We start from the raw sequence: 25421 nt of genomic DNA, 5'->3' as shown, positions 1-25421 counted from the left end.
GGCTCGGCAGCCAGGTTTCGGAGCCGGTCCCGCCATCACTCCGTTTTGCCTTCGGTCGATTGCGGCCACTGCAGCAGCGCGGCGCGACCGCTATCGGTGATGTCATACACGCCGTGGTCGGCGCGGACGAACCAGCCATAGACATTGCGGCGAAGGATTTTCACGACATTCGGCATGGTCGGCTTGAGGTCGCGCGGGCGTCGCGGGCCCTCGGTCATCGCTGCGGCACACGCCAGCGCCTCCTGGCGATAGGCGGTCATGATGGGCTTGCGCGTACTGCCCCCGGCGGCCGGATCGCCGCGACGGCGCTGGTGCTCGTCGACAAGGCGTGAGCGGCGGCGCGGGTCCTTGCGCGGTGGCAAGGCGGCCGGGCTGAGCAGCACCTCGACCTGGTCGCGGGCGGTGACGCCCAGCAACCCGAATCCCAGGCGACGACAGAGATTGCGAAACCGCGCGTCGCTCTCTCGTCCCTTGCCGCGCGCCGACATGCGTGCGGCAAGCCATACCTCGTCGCTCGCGGCGGCGCGATCGACGCCTTGCAGCACGAGTTCGAGATTGAACTGCAGTTTCAGTTCGCAAATGACCACGACCGGCGGCTCGCCTTGGCGCAGGCCAACCATGTCACAGCCGCCGATCTCGCCTTTCACGGCAAAACCGAGACCCTCGAGAAAAAGTTTCACCGGAGCGTAGAGCGAGGTTTCGTTCATCCCGACGGCTTACTGCATCGCCTCAAAAATCAGAATCGATTTCTAGAGCACGATAGAGCAAGTCCAGTCGGCCCAGAATTCCGCTCCGGTCGTCGAAACCAGGCGTGGCATTGGACGCGATTACATCGGCGGAGCGATGCCGTTGTTGCCGACCACGACACGGTTGGAACTCAACCCGCCGTCGCTGCTGCGCTGGACGGTGACAAACACCGGCGCCCCTGGTTTGAGGTCCTCGGCGGTGGCGCTGGCGACGGTCACGATCGGGGTCTGATCGGGAATCGTTATCTTCTTTTGCTGGCCATTGTAGGAAAGCGTCACGGTACGGCCGTCCACGCCCGTCACCGGATTGTCGATGGTGCCGTTGGTCATGCGGCTGTTGGGTTGCAGATCCCATGGTCGGTCGCCTTCGCCGGTTCCTCTGAGGGCCGCCGGAAAGATCACGACTTCCAGGGCTCCGCCGCCGCCATCCGCCTTCGGTACGGAAACGACACCGACGAAATCACCGGCCTTGATGTCACCGACCGACGCCTTGGCGACGCCCGAAATCTTCCATCCTGCGGCCAAGGTGACGGCGTCCGTGGCGCCGTCGCGGGTTTTCATTGTCAGTGTCGATCCATCAAGGCTGACAACAGTGCCGCGCAAGCGTATCGGGTCGGCGGCCTGGGCGAGGCTGACTCCCATAAAGGCCGTGCCGAGCATAGCCGCACCGAACGCTGCTGCGAATCTCTTCAAGTCCATTGCATCCATCCTTCGAAAGGGCTGGCCGGTTCAGGCTGAAACGCCAGCGACAGTCACACAACGAACGAGCGGCTCCAAACCGCCCGACAAATCGGCGATGGGTCATTCAAAAGAACTTGATTTGGGCCGCTGTAGGCGGAGGCGGTCTTGTCCGCATAGCCGGAGAGTGCAGTGCTGACGCACAAGGTCACCCAAGCCGAGGGTCATACTCGCGGCATTATCATCATGTTAGAAGGGGGGACGGACCTGCCTCGACGTGACCACCAATTTCGCCATGCGCGTCGACAGTGACGGGGAGGTGGAACCCTGGCCTTGATGTAGCTGCTCTGCGTGAAGAGCAGCATCGTCCTGTCATCGTCGCGGCGGGCGTAGGCGACCGGATTCGCCTGAGTCCCACAGAAACCCGGTCCTGATCAGTTGATCGCCTTGCGAAGCTTGTCGGGGAAGGCGGCGTCGCCGCGCAGGTTGATCGATACCCAGATGTTGGGATCCTGTTGCGACTGACGCTTGAGGAAGTAGTAGCCGGTGGCGTCCCATGAGCGGATGTTGTCGACGAGGTTGTCGAGGATGAAATCCCCCTTGTCGGTCTTCACCGTCAGGATGGCATGGCCTTCGCCATGCAGGTCATACACAACCGTCATCAGCAAGGCTTGCCGTGGAAATCCGGCGTCGAGAAGCAGCTTGCGTTTGAACAGTGCGTAGATCTTGCAGTCGCCCTTGCCATCGACTGGATAATCCCAGTGATCCTGGATGGTGCCCCAATGGTCGAGATTGCTCTCCGGCACGATATAGCCGTTCACCACCCGGTTGATGCGGTCGAGCGTGGTCCATGTCCTGGGCGTGAGTTTCAAGTCCACGGCAGGAAGCGCCTGCACTTCGCATTGGTCAGGACGCCGGCCGCAGAAATCCACCCAGCCATAGGGAATGCTCGTCTTTCCACCCACGGCCGCGGCTGTCGCGGTACCCATGGCGGGACTACGAGGCGGCGTCGCCTCGAAGGCGATAGCATAGCTGTTGAAGGAGGAAGGATAGGCTTGCGTCGCCATCTGTGGCCCGACGGATCCGGCATTTGCCAGCGACCCAAGCCCGAGAAATGTCCAGAAAACCCCGGCGGCCAACCGACGCAACACCACCATTTCCCGTCAGGCTCCAACCCTTGTCCTGACGGGAGCAAAGGCGAAAACGGCAGCCGGCGTCAATTAAATGTTTAATAAAAGGTTAACGCTGAACCACTTCGACCCCGACAATTGCAGGCAATCAGGATGGGCGCCGTTGGGCCTGGAAAATTACCTCTCACGGCAATCTCAAGGAGAGGTCGAATTCGGGTTGACCCGAACGGGGATATCAAGATACATCGCGACCGGTCCGGAGTGTAGCGCAGCCCGGTAGCGCACTTGACTGGGGGTCAAGGGGTCGTCGGTTCGAATCCGGCCACTCCGACCATTAAAAACAAAGAGTTAGCCGTTTCCCCCAGAGGTGGCTATAAAATTTCTAGCCACATTGTAGCCAGCGACTGATTTCTGCTCTCGTTTAATCGTTTGATTAATATTCAAAGAGCCGGATTTTTAGTTGCGCATGGCCTCCATACGGGTCTTGCCATCCGGTCGTTCGGCCAGCGATTTGGAAGCCCCCTGTCCATTTCCGATTTTGCGGATGTGAAAGTTTTGTTTGGGCAGCGGTTCTAGGGACGATCGGCCTAGGGATTCGGATGCCCCCTTTGCCGCCTTGTCGGCCTGCGGGCTTGCCGCCTTATTGGTGCTTGGTGTTTGTCGCTATAGCGAAGATTACTGGTTATCGACGCTTTGCGTGACATTAATGCCATCGGCCTCGATGGTCAGTGTCTCGTTTAACTCCGAATCCTTAGCTTCGATGGAACGGGTAAAACCTACTAATTTTGCACCCGGATCGTTTGGAGCCTGATTGTTGTTCAGATTGTTGATAAAATTAAAAGAATTGGTGGCGACCCAAAACTTTTTATCTGCCCTGACAGTTCCCCAGAAATTCGTGTTTGTTACATGCTTGCGCACGAAGTATGCGTTTGTCTCTGCGTAGTACCAAAATACAGAAAGATGGAGCGCGCTATCGAATTGGTCGCAGCCGTTCGGCTGTAGTGCTAGCCAACCTCGAGAAATATATGAATCATTATACCCCGGCTGCGCGTACGCTATGGAAAAGTAAACGGTTTGAGGAAATTGATTGCAGATCTTGATTTCTGCACAAGCTTGTTCAGAAAACGTTGCCAACAGAATGGAGAGCAGAACTGGTCTCAAGGCGGACATCTAATCCCCCATCGTGGCGGACCTTTTTCTATTTAATAAAATCCTCCCCTATTTACTGCGAGTCAAGAGGTGCATCCGCAGGCCACAGGCTGGGCGGTGGCGCGCCGAATGGCGCGAGATCATGCCGCCTCCTCCGTTTTCATCGTCGTCGTACGCCGTTCCAATCTTCGACGCCCATCCATCGAACTTCGTATTCGCGACAATGCCGCGCCAGCCGCAAAGAAGCACACTTCCACGGCTTTGCTTTCGGTTGGCAAAACGCCAACACCATCGATCCCTCATTCAGGCGCGTGCGGCCATTGCGGACGAGGGCATCAGTCGCAACTCCCGCTGATGGCGGTATTCAAGGGCGATTGCGCCCCAGACAAGCCCGAGCAGCAGGTAGAGATGGCGCCAGTGGTCGATATCGATGAAGGTGCCGAGCCCGATATTGCCGATGAAGGCGACGTAGGCGCACAGCAGGTAGGGTTGCCATGGCCTGTCGCGCAGTAGGATGCGGAAGCCGGCCGCGATCGTCCACAGCGTCAGGGCTAGGAACGATACGAAGCCGAGCCAGCCATAGTCCATCAAGGCCTTCAGCCAGATGTCGTGGGTGTCCTCGCCGAAGATGGTGCCGAAGACGAGCGGGCCGATGCCCAGCGGATGTTCCAGCGCCATCTGGAAGCCGATCGTATAGCGGGCAAAGCGGCCGAGGCGGGCGGTGTCGTAGCTCTGTTCGAGGTGGGCGCGGTTGGAGAACATCTCCGACACGCCCGGCAGTTGCAGGATGACGATGATGGCGATGATCAGCAGCGACAGCGCCGCTATCGTCATCACCACGACCCGCAGCCGGAACATGCCGCTCGCGCTCTGCAGGAACAGGCAACCGGTGAGCAGGACCGCCGATACGGCGAACATGCCCCACGCACCGCGCGAGAACGAAAAGAAGATGCCGGCCGTGATGATCAGCAACGGCACCGCAAGCAAGGGCATTCGCGAGATCGGGCCGGTCAGCAGCAAATAGAGCAGATAGATGCCGGGCAGCACCAAGAACGGACCGAACACGTTCGGATCCTGGAAAGCGCCGGCGGCGCGGTCGTATTTGGTGAACATCTCGGCGCCTGGAAAGGCGTGGAAATAACCGGCAATGCCGAGCAGCGACGTGAGAACCGCCGCGATCACATAGGCACTGAAGATCAGCCGGTAGCGGCTGGGGTCTACCGCGGTTACCGAGGCGTAGAACACGGCCGTGAAGGCGAGGAACAGCGACACTGCAAGATAGAGCGGCGTATTCGCCAGATTAGACATCTGCGTCATCGAGATCATGCCGCCGATGTTCATCGTCACCAGCAGAACCAGCATTGGCACCACGGCACGCGATATGCGCAGGCCGAACAGCGCCCATATGGAGATGAGGCCGGCCATGTAGATTTCATAAGGGGCCGGTTCCCGGATGACGAAACCCGACAGGAACACGCCGAAGAAAAGCGCGCCGGAAGAGATGAGCGCAATCAGCTTGGCGTTGACTGCGGCCGGCGGCAGCTCGTGGGCAATCGCGCTCAATAGGCGTTTTCCGTATTGAGCAGCCTGATCGGTGTCAGGAACAGGATCCGCAAGTCGAACAGCAGCGACCAGTTCTCGATGTAGTAAAGGTCGTATTCCGTGCGCATGCGGATTTTTTCGTTGGTATCCATCTCGCCGCGCCAGCCATTGATCTGCGCCCAGCCGGTGACGCCGGGCTTGACCTTGTGGCGGGCGAAATAGCCGTCGACCACTTCATTGTAGAGAAGGTTGTGCGACTGGGCGGCAATGGCGTGCGGACGGGGCCCGACCAGCGACAGCGAACCAAACAGCGAATTGAAGAACTGCGGCAATTCGTCGATCGAGGTCTTGCGAATGAAGCGGCCGACGCGGGTGACGCGCGGATCGTTCTTGGTCACCGTCTGCTTGGCGGTCGGGTCGGCCTTGTCCGTGTACATCGAACGGAACTTGTAGACCTCGATGATCTCGTTGTTGAAGCCGTGCCGCTTTTGGTGAAACAGCACCGGCCCCTTGCTGTCGAGCTTGATGGCGATCGCGGTCGCCAGCATGACCGGTGAGAACACGATGATGCCGATGATCGAGAAGACGATGTCGAAGGCGCGCTTGGCGACCGAATCCCAATCGTTGATCGGCTTGTCGAAAATGTCGAGCATCGGCACGGAACCGATGTAGGAATAGGCGCGTGGACGAAATTGCAGCGCGTTGGAATGCGCCGACAACCGTATGTCGACCGGGAGCACCCATAGTTTCTTCAGCAGCTGCAGGACGCGCGATTCGGCGGTCAGTGGCAGCGAGACGATCAGCATGTCGATGCGCGCGATGCGGGCAAACTCGATGAGCTCGGAGATGGTGCCGAGCTTGGGATAGCCGGCGACGATCGGCGGCGAGCGCTTGTCGCTACGGTCGTCGAAGATGCCGCAGATGCGGATATCGTTGTAGGGCTGCTTTTCGACCGAGCGGATCAGCACCTCAGCCGCCTTGCCGCCGCCGACGATGACGGCGCGCCGCTCCATGCGGCCATCACGCGCCCAGCTCCGAATGAGCTTCGAAATGACCAGCCTGAGACCGAAGATGAGGATGAAGCCAGCGACGAACCATGTGCCGAAAAGCAGACGCGAATAGTCGCCCGACATCTTCATGGCGAAGGCCGTCAACGCCATCAGGGCGAAGGTGCCGGCCCAGACCAGCAGAATGCGGCCGAAATTGGCGATCGGCCGCATCAGGGAAACGACCTGATAGCAGTCGGTGACGTCAAGCAGCACGACGGCGAGAAACGAAGCGGCGGCGATCGTCAGCGGATATTGCCAGGCAAGATAATTGAAGAAGCCGACATAGTAGAAATAGACGCAGAGGCCGGAGAGGAACAGCAGCGCGAATTCGACCATGCGCAGCACGCCGCTGACCATGATCGGCGACATGGTATCGCGCCGGTATTGCGACGCCACCTGACGGGCGACATCGTTCATGCCGCCGGGCTTGTCAGCCTCGGGAGGGGCCTCGAATTTGCGCACCGCATCCATAGAAAAGCGGCGCGCGGGGTCGATCTCATTCATGGGGCTATCCGCGAGCTTCCCTCAGGTGAATAGCAAAAGAGAGCTAAGAAACCCTTGAAACAACGCGTGGCTTTGGAACGGGTTAGCGACGAAGGGCCAGGAAGTAGGCTTTTTCGATATTGGCGGCCATGACGTCGGCGCCGAAGCGTGCCTTTAGGTCGGCGGCGCCGGGCATCAGGGTCTTGAAACCATCCGGGTCGGCAAGCGCCTCACACATCTTGTCGCCAAGTTCGCGTGGGTCAGGCCGGATCAGCGCAGGGGAGTCGGCACTGAAGATCTCCGGAATGCCGCCGACGGAGGTGGCGATCATCGGCTTTCCCGCCGCCAGCGTTTCCAGCACGATATAGGGCATGGCTTCGGCGCGCGAGGGAACGACGACGAGATCGGCCAGCGCGAAGGCTTTCCTTGCCGGCATCGGTGGCAGGAAGTGCACGCGGCCGTCCAGTCCAAGCCGCTTCACCTGGGCATGATAGCGGGGGAGGTCATCGCCGTCTCCGACCATGACAGCAGTCAGCGGGCGGTCGAGACGCGTTTCGGCAACGGCAAGCGCGTCGATGAAGATGTCCGGGCCTTTGAGGTCGCGCATCATGCCGATGTAGAGCAGGTCGGCCACGTTCGGCTCGGTCAGTACCGGTTCGAATTCGGCCGCGCGCAGGCCATTGTAGACCAGCGTGTTGGGGATCGGCGGCTCGCCGACCTTCCTGCGATAGGTGCGCCGCTCATAGTCGGAGACGAACAGCAGGCAGTCGGTAAAGCGGGCCATGAAGCGCTCGAGCGCGAAGAACAGCTTTCCGGTGGTTGTGTGTTCGTCATAGTGGAGTGAGCCACCATGCGGTGAATAAAGGCGGGCTACGCGAGACCTTGATACCCGCAACAATGAGCCGAACAGACGGGCATAGGCGCCGCCCTTGGCGCCGTGCCCGTGAAGCACGTCCGGCCGCAATTCCTTGATGATCCTGTAAGTGCGCCAGGCCGACGCGAGGTCGCCCGGGCCGACATGGCGCTGCATTGGCGTGCGATGGATGCCGAGCGCCAGGCTGTCTTTCATCTGCTCGAAAAGGTGTTCCTCGAAATCGCCGCCGGTCGTCGAATCGCAGACGATGCCGACAGAATGCCCAGCGGAGACCTGCGCGTCGGTCAGGTCGCGCACATGCCGGAAAATTCCTCCGACCGGTGAACGAAAGCAGTGGACGATCCTGAGTTTGTCCGCCACGTGTGCAGATCAGAACAGGCGTTCGCGAACGCTGACCGTATCGCCGGGCAGAAGCGGGTCCGAGGTGACCACGCGTCCCGTCATGACCTTGCCATTGATGTCGCGGGTGATGTCGACGCTTTCCTGGTTGGCGCGTGGCGAGAAGCCACCCGCGATGGCGATCGCCTTTTGCACGGTGAGACCCGGGACATAGGAGTACTGGCCGGCCGCTCCGACTTCGCCCATGACGAAGATTGGCCGGTAGCGGTCGACCTCGACCGAAACGTCTGGATCGCGCAGATAGCCCTGGCGCAGTTTGTCGGCGATCTCCTTCTCCAGCTGCTGAGCCGTGTGGCCGCGCGCCGGCACGGCGCCCACGAGTGGGAAGGAGAGATAGCCCGACTGGTCGACACTGTAGGTGTTGGTCAGGCCGTCTTGTTCAAACACGGTGACGCGGACGCGGTCGCCAGCGCCGAGCCGGTAAGGTTGGTTGAGCACCTCGTGGAAAGCCGCCGGCGTTGGCCGATAGCTGGAGCAGCCGGCAAGCATCGATACGGCAAGCAGTGCGCGAAAGAGAGAAGCAGTGCTCTTCATGACCGGATACGTACCTTCGACTGGCCGCTGCGATGTCGCGGCAACTTTAAGGATCGAGGCCCGTTATCATCCTGTTAGGGTTAATGGCCGGTAAAGGCGCAGGCCCGATATGTCGAAGATCAGTGGCGGATCGAGCAAAGGAGGGGCACTTTCGGCGTTTTGTTTACCGCTCATCAGTACAGCCTAACAGGTGCTTACCGCGATCTTAACGGCTGAGTTACCATAGTTGTTTACGGTGCGTCCGGACTCAGTACCGGAGCAGGGATGCATGTCCGTTCAATCCGCGGCCGCAGACGTCGACGTCGATCTCAGGCAACTCTTCGCCAGTCTTGCGAGGAATTGGCGGCGCATCGCCATTGTTACGCTGGTGGTGACGGGCGCGGCGTTTGCGTTCGCTTCGCTCGCCACGCGGCACTACAAGGCTGAAGCGCAGCTCAAGATCGAGTCGGGCGAATCCGTCTACACTCGGCCAAATGGTGCCAACGACAACGACAAGCCGATTCTGGACGAGGAAGGCATTGCCACCGAGGTCCAGATTGTTTCCTCCACCGACATCCTCAAGCAGGTGGCTTCGAAGCTCAATCTAGCGCGGCTGCCTGAATTCGACAGCGCGCTCAACATGTCGGCACTGAGCAAGTTTCTTGTCATTGCAGGACTCAAGAGCGATCCGGAGGAGATTCCACCGGAAGAGCGCGTGCTGAAAAGGATGCGCGAGAATCTCAACGTCTACAGCGTTGAAAAGACGCGCATCATTGCCATCGAGTTTTCCTCGCAGGACCCCAACCTTGCCGCAGCCATCCCGACTGAGATCGCCAAGGCCTACATCGCTACCCAGGGCAATGCGAAAGTTGCATTGAACTCCGCCGCCACCGCCTTTCTGGGACCGGAGATCGCCGATCTGCAGAAGCAGGTGAAGGATGCCGAGGCCAGGGTCGCCACCTATCGCGCCCAGTCGGATCTTTTGATGGGCGGCAACAATTCGGTGCTGGCCACACAGCAGCTTTCCGAACTGGCGAGCGAACTGTCGAGGGTGCGCGCCAACCGTGCGTCAGCGGAGGCGACTGCCGACAGCGTGCGCAAGGCGTTGCAGGGCGGCGGTTCACTGGATGCCGTACCTGAGGTCTTGTCGTCGGAACTGATACAGCGCCTGCGCGAGCGCCAGGTCGAGCTGAAGACCAACATAGCCGATCTTTCCACCACCTTGCTCGACAACCATCCGCGCATCCGCGCGCTGAAGTCGCAACTCGCCGACCTCGACAGCCAGATCCGCAACGAAGCGGAAAAATTGATGAAAGGGCTGATGACCCAGGCGCAGACCGCGCAGGCTCGTGAGAGCCAGCTCGTTGCGGACGTCAACACGCTCAAGGCCGCATCGGCACGCGCTGGCGAAGAGCAGGTCGAGCTGGATGCCCTGCAGCGCGACGCTGCCGCCCGGCGCCAGCAATTGGAATCATACCAGGCCAACTACCTGGCAGCGGCGTCGCGCAAGGACCGCAACTATCTGCCGGTCGACGCGCGGCTGGTTTCCGAAGCCCAGGTGCCGTCCGAACCTTATTTCCCCAAGGTCGTGCCGATCGTCGGTGCGGCCTTCGCGGCGTCGCTGTTGATCATGGCGATCATCACGCTTCTGCGGGAATTGTTCTCGGGGCGCGCCATGCGTCCGGCCGCCGGTGCCCGTTTCGATCGGATCGAGCAGGTCGCCATGCCTGTCATCCGGCACGAACCGGCCGACATCGAGGCGCCGGCCAACATCGAGCCCGAGGGGGATCGTGCGACTGAGGCGGCGGCGGATGCTGAAACAGCCGCGGCACCACTCGATGTTGCCGCGGCCGAACTGCCTCTTGCGGATGTTGGGCTGAAGCGTTCAAGCTTCGGCGAGATCGACGTCGAGAAAGCGGCCGAAAAACTGATCGCGAGCGGTGCGGCGCGCGCCATCTTCGTGTCGCCGGAAGGCGACGAGGCCGCCGCGTCGGCCATCCTGGTGGCGCGCGAAGTCTCCGATGCCGGCTTGCGGGTGCTGCTGCTCGATCTCACCGCCTCCGGAGCCGCTTCGCGGCCAGTGCTGGACAGCGCGCTGTTCCCGGGAATCACCAATCTGCTGGCGTCCGAAGCCCAGTTCAGCGACGTGATCCATGCCGATCATTATTCGGATTGCCATGTGATTCCGGTTGGCACCGCCGATCCGGTTCGCGCCATGCGCGCTGCGGATCGCCTGCCGATCATCATGCAGTCGCTGACCACCGCCTATGACCTGGTCGTGGTCGAGTGCGGCCCGGCCGACGCGCAAGGCATCAGCCGGCTGGTCGGCGATGCCACGGAGATCTTCGTGTCCATGCTGGAACCGGATGATGAGGTGGCAAAGGCCACGGTCAGCCTGATCGAGAGCGGCTATCCCGATCTCACCCTGGTGACGCCAGTCGGCCATGAAACACCGGGCACGCCGGTGCCGGGCCGGCGTTCAGCCGCCTGACGGAAAGCCCCGCTGGAGCAATTACAGGAAAAGTGCGTAGCGGTTTTCCGTCCGGAATTGCGCCAAAAAGCAAAGAGATAGAGCGGTTCGTTTCCGTGAAACGATGGATCGCGCTAGCTGTTGTCTTCAGCGGCGGTGGGTGCAGTCTGCCCCGCAGTCTTCTTGCGCAGCGACTTGGTCAGCTTCCAGATCGTCGGGTTGTGCTTGACGAAGGCTTTCAGGCGCGCACCTTGTTGCAGGACGAGCGCCAGCACGCGGCCCTTCGGTGTGAGCGGGACCAGAACCTCGAAATGCTGGGTCTCGATATCGCACCAGAAGCGTTTGTAGGGCTCATCGCCGACGGAGAAGTCATAGACAGAAAAGCCCGTCTCACAGGCTTCCTGGATATTGTCGAAGAACAGGAAGTCGCCGGGACTGGTATGGCCGAGGTCGTCATCGGCGATCGCCCCGAACTCGCAGATCAGACGTTTGCCCGAGCGGCTCGAGCCGGTCACGGCGCGCAGCTTGCCGGCAACCTCGAGCCCATGCAGCACAAAGGATGGCCTATCCTCCGCAAGCGCATCGATGAACAACGCGCGGAAAAAAGCACGCACCTCATTGTCGCCGAATACATTGGCGATGCCCATCCTGCGGAAGCGGAATTCCTTCATCTCGAAAAAGGCGTCGAGCAGCCGGTTCACCTCGTCCGCGGTCTTTGCCTCGATGCGGCGATGGCTGCCGACGGCATCGAACTTGCGCATCTGGGCGCGGTGCTTTTTACGCTTGCGTTTGCCGCTGGCGCGCGCCAGCAGTGCATCGAACCCTCCCGCCAGATCGACGGCCAGCGACAGGTTGGGGCTCGGAAAATGGGGAAGGCAGGCAAGCGGATTGGCAACGCCATCGAGATCGGGCAGTAACCGCTCCAGCACGATCAGGTCTATATCCGGCCGCGCCCTGCGGACCGCTGATAGCATCGATCGGATCGACGTGACATCCGGCTTGAGCAGCCAGCGTGGATCACCAGCGACGAAATTGCCGTTGGCATGGCGGCCACCCATGAAGCGGGCAATGCGGAGAGGACCTCTGCGGCCAATCTCCAGCGCAAGCACGAACACCGGCCTGCCTTCGGCGGTCAGGGTCGCAATGAGCCAGTCGGGCGCAATCTGCGCTGTCCAGTGGCGGACCCATCCCGAACTCTGCGCGGGAGCGAAGAGGGCGGAACGACAGAACTCCACGTAATCAGCAAGCGCTTCGCCGGAAGCGGCTGATACGGACACTGCGGACGCCCCCGGCAATGCACGCGGCGACGCTTCGGTTGCCGCAAGCCGATTGCCGTCAAATGACGCAGCTGCGTCAACCATCCCTCAATCCTTAAGGCGTATTCATCGCGATTTGGGGGTTCGCGCAGGCGCGTTCCGTGCTGGATGAGCCTAGGCGCAAAAGGTGAATGAATGATCGACGGAGGCGTGGCAATCCGGAAACTGGCGCTCAACGTCGCCCGCTATACCGGTCTCGCTCCGCTGGCGAAGCCGTTCATCGGCGGCATTGGCGCTATCCTGATGCTGCATCGCGTCACGGCCAGGCTGGAAAAGCCCCATAGTGTCAACCGTCACCTGAACATCGCGCCCGAGTTCCTGGACGCGGTCGTCGCCGACATGAAGGCGAATGGCTATATTTTCGTCACGCTGGACGAAGCGATCGAGCGCATCAAGTCCGGCGGCAAGGGTGGCCGGTTCGCCGCCATCACCGCCGACGATGCCTATCGCGACAACATGACAGAGGCGTTGCCAGTCCTGGAAAAGCACGGTGCGCCAATCACCATCTATGTCGCGCCGGGGTTGATCAGCGGCACTGCCGATCTGTGGTGGGAACTGGTGGAGGATATCGTCGATGCGTCCGATCGGTTGCCCCTGGAGACGTCCGCTGGGCCGGAGACGATCGATTGTTCGACCCCGGCCAGAAAGCTCCAGGCTATTGCGCGCCTGCACGCGCATCTCACCACAGAGGTCCGCGAGGAAGACCAGCGTGCCGTGCTGCGCGAACTGGCCGACACGAGTGGTGTTGACGCGGATGGACTGCGTCTCAGGACATTGATGAACTGGGACGAAATCCGCACCATGGCCGCGCATCCGCTGGTCACGATTGGCTCGCATACGGTGAACCATCGCAGCCTGAAGCGACTTTCCGAAGCCGATGCACGGCACGAGGTCGAGAATGCCAGGCGTATATTGCAGGCTGAACTGGGTCGGGACCCACTCCACTTTGCCTATCCCTACGGCGATGTCAGCGCGGTCGGTTGCCGTGAAGTGGGTTTCGCGCGCGACGCCGGCTATGTATCGGCTGTGACGACGCGCCACGGTGTGCTGCGCGCCGAGCACGCCGGTTTCCTGCATGCATTGCCGCGCATCTCCGTCAACGGCCGCTATCAGAGCGTGGCCCACATCCGCACGATGCTGTCAGGCGTGACGACGCCTCTGGCCAATGCCGGCAAGATGGTTGTCACCATCTAACGCTGAAGCCGGCGGCAAGTCAGCGCTTGGCCCGTGGCTCCAGCATCAGCCACTTGATGATGCCCATCGCCGGCAGCACCCAGAGCAGGCCGCTCAGCAGGAAGAAGAGGAAATGCACCAACGGGCTCGACTCCGACAGTCGGGCGACCGCGAAGATCGATGCGAGCAGCGCGTAGATGATCACCAGCGCGACCAGCAGGAACGTTCCGATCAGTTTTTTCAGGCGCAAGGGCATGGTTGGCCTCCGGGGCAAGCACGCCGGAATCCGTGCAAGGTCCGGCAGGCTCAAAGTATTCGCCTCGCATAGGCCTTGGCGCGAAGCTGTGCAACCCGGCAGACGCGGCGCGACGGCGTGCCGCGCCGCTCGGTCTTGCCAGCAAGGTTGCGATGGTTCACCAATCCGCCAATTCGAACCGCCGGAACAAAGACCATGGCTGCCATCACCGACGCCGCACCTTTCATGGCCCGCGACCGCGACCTCCACAATCGGGCGCTGGTTCGCGGCTGGCTCTATGTGGTGCTTCTGGTGCTGTTTGCGCTGGTGTTGGTCGGCGGCGCGACAAGGCTCACCGATTCCGGCCTGTCGATCACGCAATGGAAGCCGATCCACGGCGTGATACCGCCGCTCAATGACGCCGAGTGGCAAGAGGAATTCCAGCTCTACCAGCAGATTCCGCAATATGCCGAGCTCAACAAGGGCATGAGCATCGAGGCATTCAAGTCGATTTTCTGGTGGGAATGGGCGCATCGTATCCTGGCGCGCAGTGTCGGCCTGGTCTTCGCCTTGCCGCTGCTGTTCTTCTGGGCGACGCGCCGCGTGGAACGTGGTCTCGGACCGAAGCTTGTCGGCATTCTTCTGCTCGGTGGCCTGCAAGGCGCGATCGGTTGGTGGATGGTGGCTTCGGGGTTGGTCGATCGGGTGTCCGTCAGCCAGTACCGGCTTGCGACGCATCTGACACTTGCTGCTTTGATCTTCACCGCTACGATGGTCGTCGCGCGCGGGTTGGCGCCTCACTCGGAACCCGCTGCCGACCGCTCGACGCAGCGTCTGGCCGGAGTTATCGTGCTGCTGGCGCTGATCCAGATCTATCTTGGCGGGCTGGTTGCCGGGCTGGATGCCGGCCTAAGCTACAACACCTGGCCGCTGATGGACGGCAAGGTCATCCCGAGCGACCTGCTGATCCTTGAGCCGGCATGGCGCAACTTCTTCGAGAGCCCCAAGACGGTGCAATTTGTGCATCGACTCGGCGCCTATACGGTCTTCGTCGTGGCGCTGTGGCACATGATTGCAACGCGCCGGCGTCAGCCGGGCACCACGCATGCCCGTCGCGCAACAGTGCTGTTCCTGCTGGTGCTGGTACAGGCTTCGATCGGCATCGGCACGCTGCTGATGCATGTGCCCTTGCACATGGCGCTGACCCATCAGGGATTTGCGCTCGTCGTGCTGGGTTTTGCCGCAGCGCACTGGCGCGGCACCAAAGGTGCTTACCCGTTACCGCATGAAATCGCGCTCAGGACCTGATCCCAAGCCGCTCCGCCGGTCACATCCAGAAAGTGTTTGAAGACGTCATCTTCTCGCCATCGAATTCCGCCTGGCGCAACGCGGCGGCGGACGGTGCGGATTGGCTCTGAGCGGCCTTGGCAGCCTTGTCGGCGTCGGCGGCTCTGAGCGCGTCAAGCTTGGCCTGGGCCACTGAGATATTCTGCTGGAGCTGGGCTGCCTGAACCTGATCCTTGATCGCCTTGGCCTGGTCCTCCATGTCCTGGATCTGCTTTTCGAGCGCTGCCTCTTGGGCCGCATTGCTCGATGAGCTGGACGAGGAATAATGCGCCGCTTGAGAAGAGCCGGAAATCGCGCTGACCATGACAAATCCCTTGTAGAGCAGGGCCCCCCAGTAGCCCAACATGGTTAACAGTTGGTTACCATTGTTGTTTGCTCGCGGGATCAGAAGCCCAGTCGCACCGCCTGGATCGCCGTGGCGATGGACAATTCACGGCTTTCGTCATCTGCATTGGCGTCCTCATGGTGCCACGAAGCTGACAGGCAGCCATAAGCGATGGCGTGGTCCAGTATGGCGCGTGGCGTTTGACCCAGCGTTTTGGCGAAGAGCTCGGCCATGTGGGCGATCCGTTCGGCATCGCTGCACAGGTCGTCTCGTTCGAGCGGGTTGTACAGAATATTCGCCGCGTCGAAGCCGGGATCACCGAGCACGCCCTTGGGATCGATCGCCAGCCAGCCGCGTGGCCCGTGAATGATGTTGTCGTGATGCAGGTCGCCGTGCAGCGGCTTGATGTCATGCGGATCGGCAAGCAGTCGTTCGGCGGTGGCCGCAGCCTCGACGTAGAGGCTGTCCGCTCCGGCATCGAGGTCGGCTCTGGCCTTCTTGAACAGGCTGGCAAAGCGTGTTCGCAGCGGCTGAAGCTCCGGCGGAAAAGGGTGCTTGGACGGGGCAAACAGCTTTGCCATCACATCGGCGGCGATAGCGGCGGCAGCATTGTCGCCCTCATCTGCGAGTTCGTGCGACAGCAGTCTGTCGCCGGCATATTCGAGCAGCATGCTGTGGCCGTCGCGGCCAAGCAGCCGCACCGCCCCCTCGCCACGCCGCCAAGACAGGTAGTGCTCGCCGCGCAACTCGTCCTCGACGTCGTCGAAGGGTTTCAGCGCCTTGACGATGGCCGGCGAGCCGTCCTCGCGAACAACCTTCCAGATGCGGCTGGAAAAGGTTTCGGCAATGAGCTCGGGCGCGCTGACCTTCCAGCGCTTTGGGAGGACAGGCGATTCCATCAGCGCCGAAGCATCAGGTCCATGTTCTGGACGGCGGCGCCCGATGCGCCCTTTCCGAGATTGTCGTAGACAGCCAGCAGCAGCGCCTGGGCCCGTTTGTCATTGGCGAAGACGTAGACCTTCATGCGGTTGGTGCCGTTGTAGATCTCCGGATTGATCTCCGGCATGCGTTCCAGATGCGCATAGGGCGCCACCTCGACCACGCCGCCGTCTATTGCCGCGAAATGATCGGCTATGGCGGCGTGCAGTTCGGCGCCGGTCGGCACATGGCTAAGGCCGCCCAGTTGCAGCGGCACGACGGTGATCATGCCCTGGGCGAAATTGCCGACAGCCGGCTGCATGATCGGATCATGCGACAGCTTCGCATAGGCGCGGAGCTCCGGCACGTGCTTGTGCTGAAGCGTCAGGCCATAGGGCAGGAATTCCGACGCATCCTCGCCCTTGGCGACATAATCCTCGATCATCGGGCGGCCGCCGCCCGAATAACCGGAGATGCCGTTGACGGTGATCGGAAAATCGGCCGGCAGCAGGCCGGCTGCAACCAGCGGCCGCAATGTCGCGATCGGCCCTTGCGGCCAGCAACCCGGATTGGCGACGCGTTTCGCCGAGGCGATCCTCTTCGCCTGGTCCTTGTCCATCTCGGCGAAGCCGTATTCCCAGCCCTCGGCCACGCGATGCGCGGTCGAGGCATCGATGACCTTGGTGGTGGCGTTGGTGATGAGCGAGACACTTTCCTTCGCCGCATCGTCGGGCAGGCACAGGATCGCCACATCGGCGGCATTGAGGAATTCAGCGCGCGCCGCCGTTTCCTTGCGGCGCTCGGTCGGAATGGAAATGATCTCAAGGTCGCCGCGCTCGGCAAGCAGCGCCCTGATCTGGAGGCCGGTAGTGCCGTGTTCGCCGTCGATGAAGATTTTCGGTTTCATTGCCAATCGTTCCGCCTGAATGTCCTGCTATTTCAATACTATATGCCGTGGCACTATATGCCGTGGCCGTGATTCACCGCGGCACCGTGGCCACCATTGTTCATCTCCACAAGCCGGGCCTTTCGTTCGGCCAGCAGCCCGAGATACTGCATCGCCACCATCGAGCCGGCGATTGCCGTTATATCGGCGTGATCATAGGCCGGCGCAACCTCGACAACGTCGGCGCCGACAATATCGACCTGGGTAAGCTGGCGCAGCGTCGACAGGATTTTTGCCGAAGACGGTCCGCCGGCGACGGGCGTGCCAGTACCGGGCGCGAAGGCCGGATCGAGGCAATCGATATCGAAGGTGAGGTAAGTCTTCTTGCCGCCGGTGCGGTCGACGATGGCATAGGCGATGTCCGACGCCCGCATTTCCTCGATCTCGTGGCCGTACAGGATCTTGATGCCGAACGTGTCGGGCGCATGGGTGCGGATGCCGATCTGGATGGAACGGTCGGGGTCGATGATGCCTTCCTTCACCGCGCGTCCGACAAACGAGCCATGGTCGATGCGTTTGCCGTCATCTTCCCAGGTGTCCTGGTGGGCGTCGAACTGCACCAGGGCCAACGGTCCATGGATGGCCGCATGCGCCTTGAGCAGCGGCCAGGTGACGAAATGGTCGCCGCCCAGCGTCAGCAGGAAGGCGCCGGACTTCAGGATCTTCGCCGCCTCGCGTTCGATCGTGCCGGGTGTCTTCTGATGGTTGCCTGAATCCAGCAGGCAATCGCCATAGTCGACCACCGCGAGGTGCTCGAACAGGTCGCGCGAAAACGGATATTGCGGGTCGTTGTCGAGGATGGCGGAGGCGCGGCGGATCGCCTGCGGCCCGAATCGAGCGCCTGGCCGGTTGGTTACCGCTGCGTCGAAGGGAATGCCCCACACCACCGCGTCCGCGCCCTTCACGTCTTTCGTGTATTTGCGCCGCATGAACGACAGCGCGCCGGCATAGGTAGGCTCGAGCGATGCGCCCGTCTTGGAACGGGCGGTGAAGGCATTGTCGATGTTTCTGTTCGGCATCGCGGGTCCTCAGGTTTCATCGGGGAGCAACAACTACAGAACCGGCACAGAACATGCCAGTCAAAGCTTGGGGAAACGAAATGGCACCGCGGGGGTGCCGTGGCGAGACAGGATTTGTATCATCATGACGCAGGCCGCATTCCTCAATCCCACCCATGCCCCGGTGCTGGCCCAGACAGGCACGAAGGCGGGCACGCGTTTCCTGGTTCTCGACTCCTGGCGCGGCATCTGCGCGCTGCTGGTCGCTCTGTTCCATTTCCCGACCAGCTCGATGATTTCGCAAAGCGCCTTCATCGGCTCGTCCTACCTCTTCGTTGATTTCTTCTTTGTGCTGTCCGGCTTCGTCATCGCCTCCAGCTACGGCAACCGGCTGAATGAGCCGGACGATATCGCCCGGTTTGCGTTGGTGCGCCTTGGCCGCATCTATCCACTGCATCTTGTCATGCTGCTTGCCTTCGCCGCCTTCGAGACGCTGCGGCTGATGCTGCCGCAGTTGCACGGCACCGGGGCTGCCCCCTTTACCGGCGGTTTCGATCTGAAAAGCTTCGTTGCCAATCTCTTCCTGCTGCAGGGTGTCGGCTTCGAGAGCCAGCTCACCTGGAACGCGCCAAGCTGGAGCATTTCGGCGGAATTCTTCGCCTATCTTCTCTTCGCGGGCACCGTCTTCATTGCCGGTACCCGTGCCTGGGTGTGGTTCGTCGCAGCCGCTGTAACAGCGCCGCTGTTCCTGCTCGCCTTCTCCACCAATCACATGGATGTATCCTTCGATTTCGGCTTCATCCGCTGTCTGTACGGTTTCTCGCTGGGCGCACTGCTGGCATGGTTTCAGCATGATTCCATTGCAGAGGCGCGACAGGCATTGGCCGAAGGCCGCGCCAGACTTGCCTGGACCGTCGCCGAAGTCGTGATGGTTGCCGTGATCATTGCCTTCGTCTCGTTGGCCGGCGACAATGATGCAGGGATCGCTGCCCCCTTTGTCTTCGCGCTGGCGCTTTATCTCTTTGCACATGAAGGCGGCTGGATCAGCATCATGCTGCGTGCTCCCGCCATGCTGATGCTGGGCGCACTGTCTTATTCCATCTACATGGTCCACATCTTCGTGCAGGCGCGCATGATCAATGTCGGCGGGTTGATCGAGCGCAAGCTCGGCATGGGACTTGTCGGCGACATCTGGCTGCGCGGCGAGGATGCAACAGGGTTTGGGACCGGCTCGCCATGGATCGGGTTTGTCGCGATCGTCGTGATGCTTGTCGCGACCATCACCGTCTCCTGGTTTACCTGGCGTTTTGTTGAAATGCCGGCCATGGCCTGGTTCCGCCGGCTCGCCAAACGCATCTGACGCGGACGTATCACCAGTATCCGCTAGCCGGCTTCGTTCACCGGCCTGTCACTGGCATCGCCTATCCGGATCTCGATCCGGCAAGGAGCGATTCTCGATGCGGACCCTTTGGCTGAGCCTTCTGCTTTCCGCCGCACTGGCGGCCTCTGTCAGCCAGTCATCGGCAGGCGAAACGCGGGCCAGGGAGATCCTCGACCGATTCGAACATGCCAATCAGTGGCGGGACCACGTCATGGTGGCCGCGCATCGCGCCGGCAGCATGCAGGCCGGCAAGACGCTCTATGCAGAAAATTCGATTGCGGCCGTGGAAGGCTCGATCGCCATGGGTGCCGAAATCGTCGAGGTCGACATCAGGCGCTCGAAGGATGGCGAGTTCGTGGTGATGCACGACAGCTGGCTCGACCGCACCACGACATGCAGGGGCGAGGTGATCAAATACACGCTCGCCGAGCTCAAGACCTGCAGGCTGGTGATAGAGGGGACCGGCGCCGTCACCAATGAAACGGTATCGACGCTGCGCGACATGCTGGCCGCGACAAAGGACCGGATCCTCATCAACCTCGACAACAAGCTAGAAGTTGGGGACCTCTTGGGTATGATCGCGGTGGCCCGCGACCTCGGCATGGCCGAACAGGTCATCGTCAAGGAGAACTTGTGGAATGCCGAGCGGATCGCCACTGTCAAGGCCGCCATGGAGGCGCTCGGCGGCGGCTTCCAGTTCATGCCGATCATTGCGGATGATGCAGTTCGTGACGCTGCCTTCGCCGAGACGGTAGACCGCGCCTTCTCGATGCGCGCGGCCGAACTCATCAACTGGCGGGCCGGCGCGGAAACGCTGACCGAGACCGGCGGCCCGCTCTTCAGCCCGCGCATGCGCGCCGCGGCTGTCAGGGGCGATTGGCACATCTGGGCGGACACCTACGCCATCGTCAACAAGCCAGGCGGCTTCCTTTCCGGTGGGCGTGGCGATGAGCTGGCAGTAGAGGCAAGCCTGCCGCGCGAGACCTATGGCTTCTGGGCCGAGCGTGGCGCAACCATAATCCAGACCGACGAGCCGAAGGCGGCGATCGGCTGGCTGGCGGCGCATGGCTACCGTGTGCCTTATGCCGGGCGTGTCGAGCCCGCCACCACTGCCAGCATCAACTGAGGACACGCACCGAGGGAGCCCGGCGCCAATCGCCGCAGGCCGGTCTCTCCTGACGGAACGGTGTCAGGACGCAAGCGTTACCCGAGGGTATGTCGAGCACCCTGGTTTTCAACCGCCCCGCCAATTTCGCGTATGCCGCCACAATAGCCGCGACGAGTCTCGGCTTCGTGGTGGTGCAGCTCGACGTCTCGATCGTGAACGTTGCCCTGACAAGGATAGGGGCCGCCCTCTCGATCGGTATCGACGGGCTGCAATGGGTTGTCGATGCCTACACGCTTTCCTTCGCATCGCTGCTGCTTGCCGGCGGGGCGCTTGGCGACAGGACCGGCGCGCGCCGCGTTTTCGTCGGTGGCTTGGCGCTGTTCAGCATTGCATCCCTATTCTGCGGGCTGGCCGAGAGCGCCTGAGTGTTGATCGCGGCACGTGCGGTGCAAGGCGCGGGCGCCGCCATGCTGATGCCGTGCTCGCTGGCGCTGCTCAATCGCGCCTATGCGTCCGACAAGGGCCAGCGCGCCCGGGCCGTAGGTCTGTGGACCGCGTCCGGCGGTATCGCCCTTTCAGCCGGGCCGGTGCTGGGCGGGTTCATGGTTACATCCTTGGGCTGGAGAAGCATTTTTCTGATCAACCTTCCCATCGGTCTCCTTGCCATATGGATGGCGAATCGGTTTCTCGACGAGACACCCCCCAAGGACGAGAAAACGCCGATCGACTGGGCAGGGCAGGGACTTGCCGTCCTGATGTTGTTTGCGCTGACCGGCGTCTTTATCGAAGCCGTTCGGCTGGACCTCGTTGCCTGTCATCGGTGGAATGGTGCTTGCCGTAGCCGCGGGCGCAATTTTTCTCCTGGTTGAAAGCAGGACAAAGGCGCCGATGTTCTCCCTCGATCTGTTCGCGCGTCGTGTTCCGGCGGTCACGAGCATCGTCGGGCTTACGGTGAACATGACGCTCTACGGCACGATCTTCATGCTCAGCTTCTATTTTCAGCAGGAAAGACACTATTCGCCGCAAATGACCGGCTTGGCATTCCTGCCGTTCATGGCGGCCGTCACCGTGTCGAATGTCGCAGCCGGGCGGATCGTCGCGAAATATGGATCGCGTATCCCGATGGCCACCGGCCTGCTGATTGGAGCGGTTGGTTTCGCCTTGATGGCTCTTGTGCAGTCCGACACATCCTATGCCTCGATGATCTAGCGCCTCATGTTATTCCCGGTTGGCATCGGGCTTGCGGTTCCCGCCATGACCACGGCGTTGCTGCAGTCCGTGCCGACAGCAAAGTCCGGCACTGCCTCGGGCATGCTCAACACCGTCAGGCAGTCGGGCGGTGCGATCGGGGTGGCGCTGTTTGGCTCGGCGCTGGCATTGGGCACGATCGACGGCATGCGGCTTGCCTTCCTGGCATCCGCGATTGCCGTGGCGGGCTCGGCGATCTGCGCCTTCTTGTTCATCCGGGATGCCGATACGTCGGGATGATCGAAGCGATTCATGCAAAAAGGCCGCCCGGAGGCGGCCTTTCGGTTGCATGCAGATGCGTAGCGCTTAGCGCTTCGAGAACTGGAACGAACGACGGGCCTTCGCCTTGCCGTACTTCTTACGCTCGACGACGCGGCTGTCGCGGGTCAGGAAGCCACCCTTCTTGAGTACGGCGCGCAGCGCCGGCTCGTAGTATGTCAACGCCTTGGAGATGCCGTGACGGACAGCGCCGGCCTGGCCGGAGAGACCGCCGCCGACAACCGTCGCGACGATGTCGTACTGGCCGGCGCGGTTGGAGGCCACGATCGGCTGGTTGAGGATCATCTGCAGGACAGGGCGCGCGAAATATGCAGCGAATTCCTTGTCGTTGACGACGATCTTGCCGGAACCCGGCTTCACCCAGACGCGCGCGATGGCGTTCTTGCGCTTGCCCGTGGCATAGGCGCGGCCCGACTTGTCGAGCTTCTGGACGTGGACGGGTGCCGCCGGCTGGGTGTTGGTGTTGCCGGTGGCGGCGCCCAGTTCTGCGAGCGAGGAAAGCTCAGCCATCTTATGCGACCTTCTTGTTCTTGGAATTCAGCTTGGCCACGTCGAGAACTTCGGGCTGCTGGGCGACATGCGGATGCTCGGCGCCTGCATAAACGCGCAGGTTCTTCATCTGGCGACGGCCGAGCGGACCACGCGGAACCATGCGCTCCACGGCCTTTTCGACGACGCGCTCGGGGAAACGTCCCTCAAGCAACTGGCGCGCGGTGCGCTCCTTGATGCCGCCGGGATGCCCGGTGTGCCAGTAATAGACCTTGTCGGTGAATTTCTTGCCGGTGAACACCACCTTGTCGGCATTGATGACGATGACATTGTCGCCGTCGTCGACGTGAGGGGTGAAGGTTGGCTTGTGCTTGCCGCGAAGATGATTGGCGATGACAGTGGCGAGACGACCGACGACGAGACCCTCGGCGTCAATCAGGATCCACTTCTTCACCACATCCGCAGGCTTCTGCGAAAAGGTTGTCATGTGTTTTCTGCTTTCGGTTCGGACCTTCACGAATGAAGGCGTTTCTTGTTGCTTGGATTGGCGAAGAGCGTGCCCGCCGCCAATAACAAAACGGCGGCCTTTGCGGGCCGCTGCTTCGTGAGGGCTTATAGGCGAGGGGAAACGGCGCGTCAAGGCAGCCGAAAAGCTCTTTAGCGAAGAAAGAATAGCAAAAACAAAGTGCTAGGTAAAAGGTATTATTTTACCACATCATTATTGCGCTTCGGCGGGATCGAATAGGTGCCGGTGGCGTGGGCTATCGTATGTTGATCCGGCCCGGCGACGATGTCGATATCGAACACCATCAGGCTCTTGCCCAGCTTCAGGATGCGGCAATGGCCATCGATCGGGCCGGCCTCGGCCTTGCGCACGAAATTGATGTCGAGGTTGACGGTGACCGAAAGCGCGTCTGGTCCGGCATGAGACAGCACGCAGACGTAACCGCCAATGTCGGCCAGTGTGAACAGCGATGGGCCGGACACGGTTCCGCCGGGACGCAGGTGCCGCTCGCCGGCATTGAGCCGCACAATGCAGCCGCCCGGGAACACGTCGATCGCCTCATAATATTTGAACTGTTCGTTGAGCTGCGGATAGACGGTTTCCATCAGCGCGTTGACTTGCGCCGCGGTCAGCACCGGCTTGAGATTGCTCTGGGCGGGCATGACGGTCTCCCTCGTGTTGTGCCTGTTTGAACGCAGCCGGCTATCTCTGGCAACACCGTTCAGCCGTCATTGGTGACACCCCATGCCATCAGGACAAATACAGGGCAGCCTTGTCGCTTGTGCCAGCAATCGGTTTGAGGGTGTTGGACGAAGCGTCATGGCATACTAGATTGTAGCCATCCAACCATGATCCAGAATCGCGGAGAACGACCGTGGCGGAAATCGTTGCCATCAAGCCGGCTGTCGCCGAGGGTCCCATCGTTGCCCGCCTGGACATGGGCGTGCTGCGTCTGACGCTGGCCAATCCGCCCGCCAACGCCTTGTCGTTGGCGGTGATGGAGGCCTTGACGGCGGAACTCGACCGAGCACGTGACGACAAATCCATCCGCGTCGTCATCTTGTCGTCGTCCGAAAGGGTGTTCTGTGCCGGGCACGACCTCAAGGAAATGACCGCCCATCGCGCCGATGCCGACCGGGGCAGGGCGTTCTTCGAAAAAACATTTGCGGCTTGCGCCGTCCTGATGCAGGCGATCGTGCGCCTGCCGAAACCGGTGATCGCCGAAGTCGACGGGCTGGCGACGGCGGCTGGCTTGCAACTGGTCGCGAGTTGCGATCTCGCCATCGCCTCGCATGAGGCGACGTTCTGCACGCCGGGCGTCAACATCGGCCTGTTCTGCTCGACGCCGATGGTGGCGCTGTCGCGCAACGTGTCGCGCAAGCATGCGATGGAAATGCTCTTGACCGGCGAGACCATCGATGCGGCGACGGCCAAGGAGTTCGGCCTGGTCAACCGCGTCGTGCCGCGCGAATATCTGAATCAGATTGTCACCAAATACGCGCAAACCATTGCGTCCAAATCGTCTTTGGTCGTGAAGACCGGCAAGGAGGCGTTCTACGAGCAGGCCGAAATGGGGCTCGCGGACGCCTACGCCTATACGGGACGCGTCATGGTCGAAAACATGCTGGCGCGCGACGCGGAAGAAGGCATCGGCGCCTTCATCGGCAAGCGCAAGCCTGAATGGCCAGAGGAATAGGATGGAGCCCCGCATCTCCATCATCACCATCGCTACCGACAATCTCGACCGCGCCGTGCGCTTCTACGAGGCCATGGGTCTGACCCGCCACGCGGGGATCACAGACGGCGTCGCCTTCTTCCAGATGGGTGGCGCCATTCTTGGCCTGTTTCCACGCGAAAGCGCGGAGGAGGATTCGGGCATTGCCTTCGCCAAGGCGCCGTCCGCTGTCTATCTCGCCTACAACACCCGCTCCGACGCCGAGGTCGATGAGGTTCTGGCGCAGGCCGAGAGGGCTGGCGGTCGTATCGTCAAGCCAGCGGGGCGCGCCTTCTGGGGTGGCTGGTACGGTTATTTCGCCGATGCGGACGGGCATATCTGGGAAGTGGCGCACAATCCGGCCTTTCCGATCGCGGAAGACGGCACGATTTCGCTGCCGGATTGA

The 25421-nt window shown here is 61.5% G+C and carries 26 protein-coding genes, 1 tRNA gene and 1 pseudogene; 11 read left to right on the top strand and 17 right to left on the bottom strand.

Annotated elements, in window-relative coordinates; genetic code table 11:
* Nucleotides 1–35: 35 nt before the first annotated feature.
* The 3 genes from ABVQ20_RS09830 to ABVQ20_RS09820 all read right to left on the bottom strand — a co-directional run bounded on the left by ABVQ20_RS09830 (nt 36) and on the right by ABVQ20_RS09820 (nt 2413).
* Nucleotides 36–707 carry a DUF2161 domain-containing phosphodiesterase gene (locus tag ABVQ20_RS09830; RefSeq protein ID WP_354459303.1) on the bottom strand — a complete coding sequence of 224 codons (672 nt, stop codon included), beginning with the start codon at nt 705–707 and terminating at the stop codon, nt 36–38.
* Nucleotides 708–827: 120 nt separating this feature from the next.
* Nucleotides 828–1445, bottom strand: a complete 618-nt coding sequence (locus ABVQ20_RS09825) for a hypothetical protein (RefSeq protein ID WP_354459302.1) — start codon at nt 1443–1445, stop codon at nt 828–830.
* Between the two features lie 413 nt (nt 1446–1858).
* Entirely contained in the window at nt 1859–2413 is a 555-nt protein-coding gene (locus ABVQ20_RS09820; RefSeq protein ID WP_354462151.1) for a transglutaminase-like cysteine peptidase, read from the bottom strand.
* Nucleotides 2414–2811: 398 nt separating this feature from the next.
* Between ABVQ20_RS09820 and ABVQ20_RS09815 the strand changes: the two genes are divergently transcribed.
* A tRNA-Pro gene (locus tag ABVQ20_RS09815) sits at nt 2812–2888 on the top strand.
* Between the two features lie 341 nt (nt 2889–3229).
* On the opposite strand, the gene ABVQ20_RS09810 is transcribed toward ABVQ20_RS09815, so the two are convergent.
* The 5 genes from ABVQ20_RS09810 to ABVQ20_RS09790 form a co-directional block, all read right to left on the bottom strand.
* Nucleotides 3230–3724, bottom strand: a complete 495-nt coding sequence (locus ABVQ20_RS09810; RefSeq protein WP_354459301.1) for a DUF1036 domain-containing protein — start codon at nt 3722–3724, stop codon at nt 3230–3232.
* A gap of 282 nt (nt 3725–4006) precedes the next feature.
* Complete coding sequence (locus ABVQ20_RS09805; RefSeq protein WP_354459300.1) at nt 4007–5266, bottom strand: O-antigen ligase family protein; 1260 nt, start codon at nt 5264–5266, stop codon at nt 4007–4009.
* The gene (locus ABVQ20_RS09800; protein ID WP_354459299.1) at nt 5263–6798 is read right to left on the bottom strand and encodes an undecaprenyl-phosphate glucose phosphotransferase; all 1536 of its coding nucleotides are present in this window, start codon (nt 6796–6798) and stop codon (nt 5263–5265) included. Before ABVQ20_RS09800 ends, ABVQ20_RS09805 begins: the two co-directional genes overlap by 4 nt.
* An 82-nt stretch (nt 6799–6880) precedes the next feature.
* Nucleotides 6881–8011: a glycosyltransferase family 4 protein gene (locus ABVQ20_RS09795; protein WP_354459298.1), complete on the bottom strand. Its 1131-nt coding sequence runs from the start codon at nt 8009–8011 to the stop codon at nt 6881–6883.
* A 9-nt stretch (nt 8012–8020) separates the two neighbouring features.
* On the bottom strand, nt 8021–8584 hold the full coding sequence (locus ABVQ20_RS09790) for a polysaccharide biosynthesis/export family protein (protein WP_354459297.1): 564 nt from the start codon (nt 8582–8584) through the stop codon (nt 8021–8023).
* Nucleotides 8585–8852: 268 nt separating this feature from the next.
* On the opposite strand from ABVQ20_RS09790, the gene ABVQ20_RS09785 reads away from it, so the two are divergent.
* Nucleotides 8853–11054, top strand: a complete 2202-nt coding sequence (locus tag ABVQ20_RS09785) for an exopolysaccharide transport family protein (protein ID WP_354459296.1) — start codon at nt 8853–8855, stop codon at nt 11052–11054.
* A gap of 113 nt (nt 11055–11167) precedes the next feature.
* Here the strand turns inward: ABVQ20_RS09785 and ABVQ20_RS09780 are convergent, their stop codons facing one another.
* Nucleotides 11168–12394, bottom strand: coding sequence for a GNAT family N-acetyltransferase (locus tag ABVQ20_RS09780; protein ID WP_354459295.1), 1227 nt, complete (start codon nt 12392–12394; stop codon nt 11168–11170).
* A gap of 90 nt (nt 12395–12484) precedes the next feature.
* Here ABVQ20_RS09780 and ABVQ20_RS09775 point away from each other — a divergent pair, with 90 nt between their 5' ends.
* Nucleotides 12485–13543 (top strand): polysaccharide deacetylase family protein, encoded by a 1059-nt coding sequence (locus ABVQ20_RS09775; RefSeq protein ID WP_354459294.1) that lies wholly within the window; start codon nt 12485–12487, stop codon nt 13541–13543.
* Between the two features lie 19 nt (nt 13544–13562).
* Here the strand turns inward: ABVQ20_RS09775 and ABVQ20_RS09770 are convergent, their stop codons facing one another.
* Nucleotides 13563–13778, bottom strand: coding sequence for a DUF2842 domain-containing protein (locus ABVQ20_RS09770; RefSeq protein WP_354459293.1), 216 nt, complete (start codon nt 13776–13778; stop codon nt 13563–13565).
* Between the two features lie 195 nt (nt 13779–13973).
* Here ABVQ20_RS09770 and ABVQ20_RS09765 point away from each other — a divergent pair, with 195 nt between their 5' ends.
* Nucleotides 13974–15065, top strand: coding sequence for a COX15/CtaA family protein (locus ABVQ20_RS09765; protein WP_354459292.1), 1092 nt, complete (start codon nt 13974–13976; stop codon nt 15063–15065).
* 19 nt (nt 15066–15084) lie between these two features.
* On the opposite strand, the gene ABVQ20_RS09760 is transcribed toward ABVQ20_RS09765, so the two are convergent.
* The 4 genes from ABVQ20_RS09760 to speB are packed head-to-tail and all read right to left on the bottom strand — an operon-like array spanning nt 15085 to nt 18312.
* Nucleotides 15085–15450, bottom strand: a complete 366-nt coding sequence (locus tag ABVQ20_RS09760) for a hypothetical protein (protein WP_354459291.1) — start codon at nt 15448–15450, stop codon at nt 15085–15087.
* 38 nt (nt 15451–15488) lie between these two features.
* Complete coding sequence (locus tag ABVQ20_RS09755) at nt 15489–16331, bottom strand: aminoglycoside phosphotransferase family protein (protein ID WP_354462150.1); 843 nt, start codon at nt 16329–16331, stop codon at nt 15489–15491.
* The gene (gene argC, locus ABVQ20_RS09750; RefSeq protein WP_354459290.1) at nt 16328–17254 is read right to left on the bottom strand and encodes an N-acetyl-gamma-glutamyl-phosphate reductase; all 927 of its coding nucleotides are present in this window, start codon (nt 17252–17254) and stop codon (nt 16328–16330) included. Before argC ends, ABVQ20_RS09755 begins: the two co-directional genes overlap by 4 nt.
* A gap of 53 nt (nt 17255–17307) precedes the next feature.
* Nucleotides 17308–18312 (bottom strand): agmatinase, encoded by a 1005-nt coding sequence (gene speB, locus ABVQ20_RS09745; protein WP_354459289.1) that lies wholly within the window; start codon nt 18310–18312, stop codon nt 17308–17310.
* 124 nt (nt 18313–18436) lie between these two features.
* Between speB and ABVQ20_RS09740 the strand changes: the two genes are divergently transcribed.
* From ABVQ20_RS09740 to ABVQ20_RS09720, 5 genes and pseudogenes are all read left to right on the top strand, one after another.
* Nucleotides 18437–19651 (top strand): acyltransferase family protein, encoded by a 1215-nt coding sequence (locus tag ABVQ20_RS09740; protein WP_354459288.1) that lies wholly within the window; start codon nt 18437–18439, stop codon nt 19649–19651.
* A gap of 97 nt (nt 19652–19748) precedes the next feature.
* Nucleotides 19749–20798, top strand: coding sequence for a glycerophosphodiester phosphodiesterase family protein (locus ABVQ20_RS09735; RefSeq protein WP_354459287.1), 1050 nt, complete (start codon nt 19749–19751; stop codon nt 20796–20798).
* Between the two features lie 89 nt (nt 20799–20887).
* Nucleotides 20888–21649, top strand: a pseudogene (locus ABVQ20_RS09730) (MFS transporter).
* 19 nt (nt 21650–21668) lie between these two features.
* Nucleotides 21669–21989, top strand: coding sequence for an MFS transporter (locus ABVQ20_RS09725; RefSeq protein WP_354459286.1), 321 nt, complete (start codon nt 21669–21671; stop codon nt 21987–21989).
* Nucleotides 21990–21995: 6 nt separating this feature from the next.
* Complete coding sequence (locus ABVQ20_RS09720) at nt 21996–22268, top strand: MFS transporter (RefSeq protein WP_354459285.1); 273 nt, start codon at nt 21996–21998, stop codon at nt 22266–22268.
* Between the two features lie 66 nt (nt 22269–22334).
* On the opposite strand, the gene rpsI is transcribed toward ABVQ20_RS09720, so the two are convergent.
* The 3 genes from rpsI to ABVQ20_RS09705 form a co-directional block, all read right to left on the bottom strand.
* Entirely contained in the window at nt 22335–22817 is a 483-nt protein-coding gene (gene rpsI / locus ABVQ20_RS09715; RefSeq protein WP_354459284.1) for a 30S ribosomal protein S9, read from the bottom strand.
* 1 nt (nt 22818) lies between these two features.
* Nucleotides 22819–23283 carry a 50S ribosomal protein L13 gene (gene rplM, locus ABVQ20_RS09710; RefSeq protein WP_010915638.1) on the bottom strand — a complete coding sequence of 155 codons (465 nt, stop codon included), beginning with the start codon at nt 23281–23283 and terminating at the stop codon, nt 22819–22821.
* Between the two features lie 215 nt (nt 23284–23498).
* Nucleotides 23499–23963, bottom strand: a complete 465-nt coding sequence (locus ABVQ20_RS09705) for a PaaI family thioesterase (RefSeq protein ID WP_354459283.1) — start codon at nt 23961–23963, stop codon at nt 23499–23501.
* 212 nt (nt 23964–24175) lie between these two features.
* Between ABVQ20_RS09705 and ABVQ20_RS09700 the strand changes: the two genes are divergently transcribed.
* Both ABVQ20_RS09700 and ABVQ20_RS09695 read left to right on the top strand, forming a co-directional pair.
* A complete protein-coding gene (locus ABVQ20_RS09700; protein ID WP_354459282.1) occupies nt 24176–24997 on the top strand; it encodes an enoyl-CoA hydratase in 822 nt (273 codons plus the stop codon).
* 1 nt (nt 24998) lies between these two features.
* The gene (locus ABVQ20_RS09695; RefSeq protein ID WP_354459281.1) at nt 24999–25421 is read left to right on the top strand and encodes a VOC family protein; all 423 of its coding nucleotides are present in this window, start codon (nt 24999–25001) and stop codon (nt 25419–25421) included.

This window comes from Mesorhizobium shangrilense (assembly GCF_040537815.1).
GTDB lineage: Bacteria > Pseudomonadota > Alphaproteobacteria > Rhizobiales > Rhizobiaceae > Mesorhizobium > Mesorhizobium shangrilense.
This window is presented reverse-complemented; position numbering and strand designations above follow the sequence as displayed.

Bases quoted from the DNA above. Each gene is read 5' to 3' on its own strand.
- ABVQ20_RS09830 (WP_354459303.1), bottom strand. From the start codon at position 707: ATGAACGAAACCTCGCTCTACGCTCCGGTGAAACTTTTTCTCGAGGGT.
- ABVQ20_RS09825 (WP_354459302.1), bottom strand. From the start codon at position 1,445: ATGGACTTGAAGAGATTCGCAGCAGCGTTCGGTGCGGCTATGCTCGGC.
- ABVQ20_RS09820 (WP_354462151.1), bottom strand. From the start codon at position 2,413: ATGGGTACCGCGACAGCCGCGGCCGTGGGTGGAAAGACGAGCATTCCC.
- ABVQ20_RS09810 (WP_354459301.1), bottom strand. From the start codon at position 3,724: ATGTCCGCCTTGAGACCAGTTCTGCTCTCCATTCTGTTGGCAACGTTT.
- ABVQ20_RS09800 (WP_354459299.1), bottom strand. From the start codon at position 6,798: ATGAATGAGATCGACCCCGCGCGCCGCTTTTCTATGGATGCGGTGCGC.
- ABVQ20_RS09790 (WP_354459297.1), bottom strand. From the start codon at position 8,584: ATGAAGAGCACTGCTTCTCTCTTTCGCGCACTGCTTGCCGTATCGATG.
- ABVQ20_RS09785 (WP_354459296.1), top strand. From the start codon at position 8,853: ATGTCCGTTCAATCCGCGGCCGCAGACGTCGACGTCGATCTCAGGCAA.
- ABVQ20_RS09780 (WP_354459295.1), bottom strand. From the start codon at position 12,394: ATGGTTGACGCAGCTGCGTCATTTGACGGCAATCGGCTTGCGGCAACC.
- ABVQ20_RS09775 (WP_354459294.1), top strand. From the start codon at position 12,485: ATGATCGACGGAGGCGTGGCAATCCGGAAACTGGCGCTCAACGTCGCC.
- ABVQ20_RS09770 (WP_354459293.1), bottom strand. From the start codon at position 13,778: ATGCCCTTGCGCCTGAAAAAACTGATCGGAACGTTCCTGCTGGTCGCG.
- ABVQ20_RS09765 (WP_354459292.1), top strand. From the start codon at position 13,974: ATGGCTGCCATCACCGACGCCGCACCTTTCATGGCCCGCGACCGCGAC.
- ABVQ20_RS09760 (WP_354459291.1), bottom strand. From the start codon at position 15,450: ATGTTGGGCTACTGGGGGGCCCTGCTCTACAAGGGATTTGTCATGGTC.
- argC (WP_354459290.1), bottom strand. From the start codon at position 17,254: ATGAAACCGAAAATCTTCATCGACGGCGAACACGGCACTACCGGCCTC.
- speB (WP_354459289.1), bottom strand. From the start codon at position 18,312: ATGCCGAACAGAAACATCGACAATGCCTTCACCGCCCGTTCCAAGACG.
- ABVQ20_RS09740 (WP_354459288.1), top strand. From the start codon at position 18,437: ATGACGCAGGCCGCATTCCTCAATCCCACCCATGCCCCGGTGCTGGCC.
- ABVQ20_RS09735 (WP_354459287.1), top strand. From the start codon at position 19,749: ATGCGGACCCTTTGGCTGAGCCTTCTGCTTTCCGCCGCACTGGCGGCC.
- ABVQ20_RS09725 (WP_354459286.1), top strand. From the start codon at position 21,669: ATGTTCTCCCTCGATCTGTTCGCGCGTCGTGTTCCGGCGGTCACGAGC.
- ABVQ20_RS09720 (WP_354459285.1), top strand. From the start codon at position 21,996: ATGTTATTCCCGGTTGGCATCGGGCTTGCGGTTCCCGCCATGACCACG.
- rpsI (WP_354459284.1), bottom strand. From the start codon at position 22,817: ATGGCTGAGCTTTCCTCGCTCGCAGAACTGGGCGCCGCCACCGGCAAC.
- rplM (WP_010915638.1), bottom strand. From the start codon at position 23,283: ATGACAACCTTTTCGCAGAAGCCTGCGGATGTGGTGAAGAAGTGGATC.
- ABVQ20_RS09705 (WP_354459283.1), bottom strand. From the start codon at position 23,963: ATGCCCGCCCAGAGCAATCTCAAGCCGGTGCTGACCGCGGCGCAAGTC.
- ABVQ20_RS09695 (WP_354459281.1), top strand. From the start codon at position 24,999: ATGGAGCCCCGCATCTCCATCATCACCATCGCTACCGACAATCTCGAC.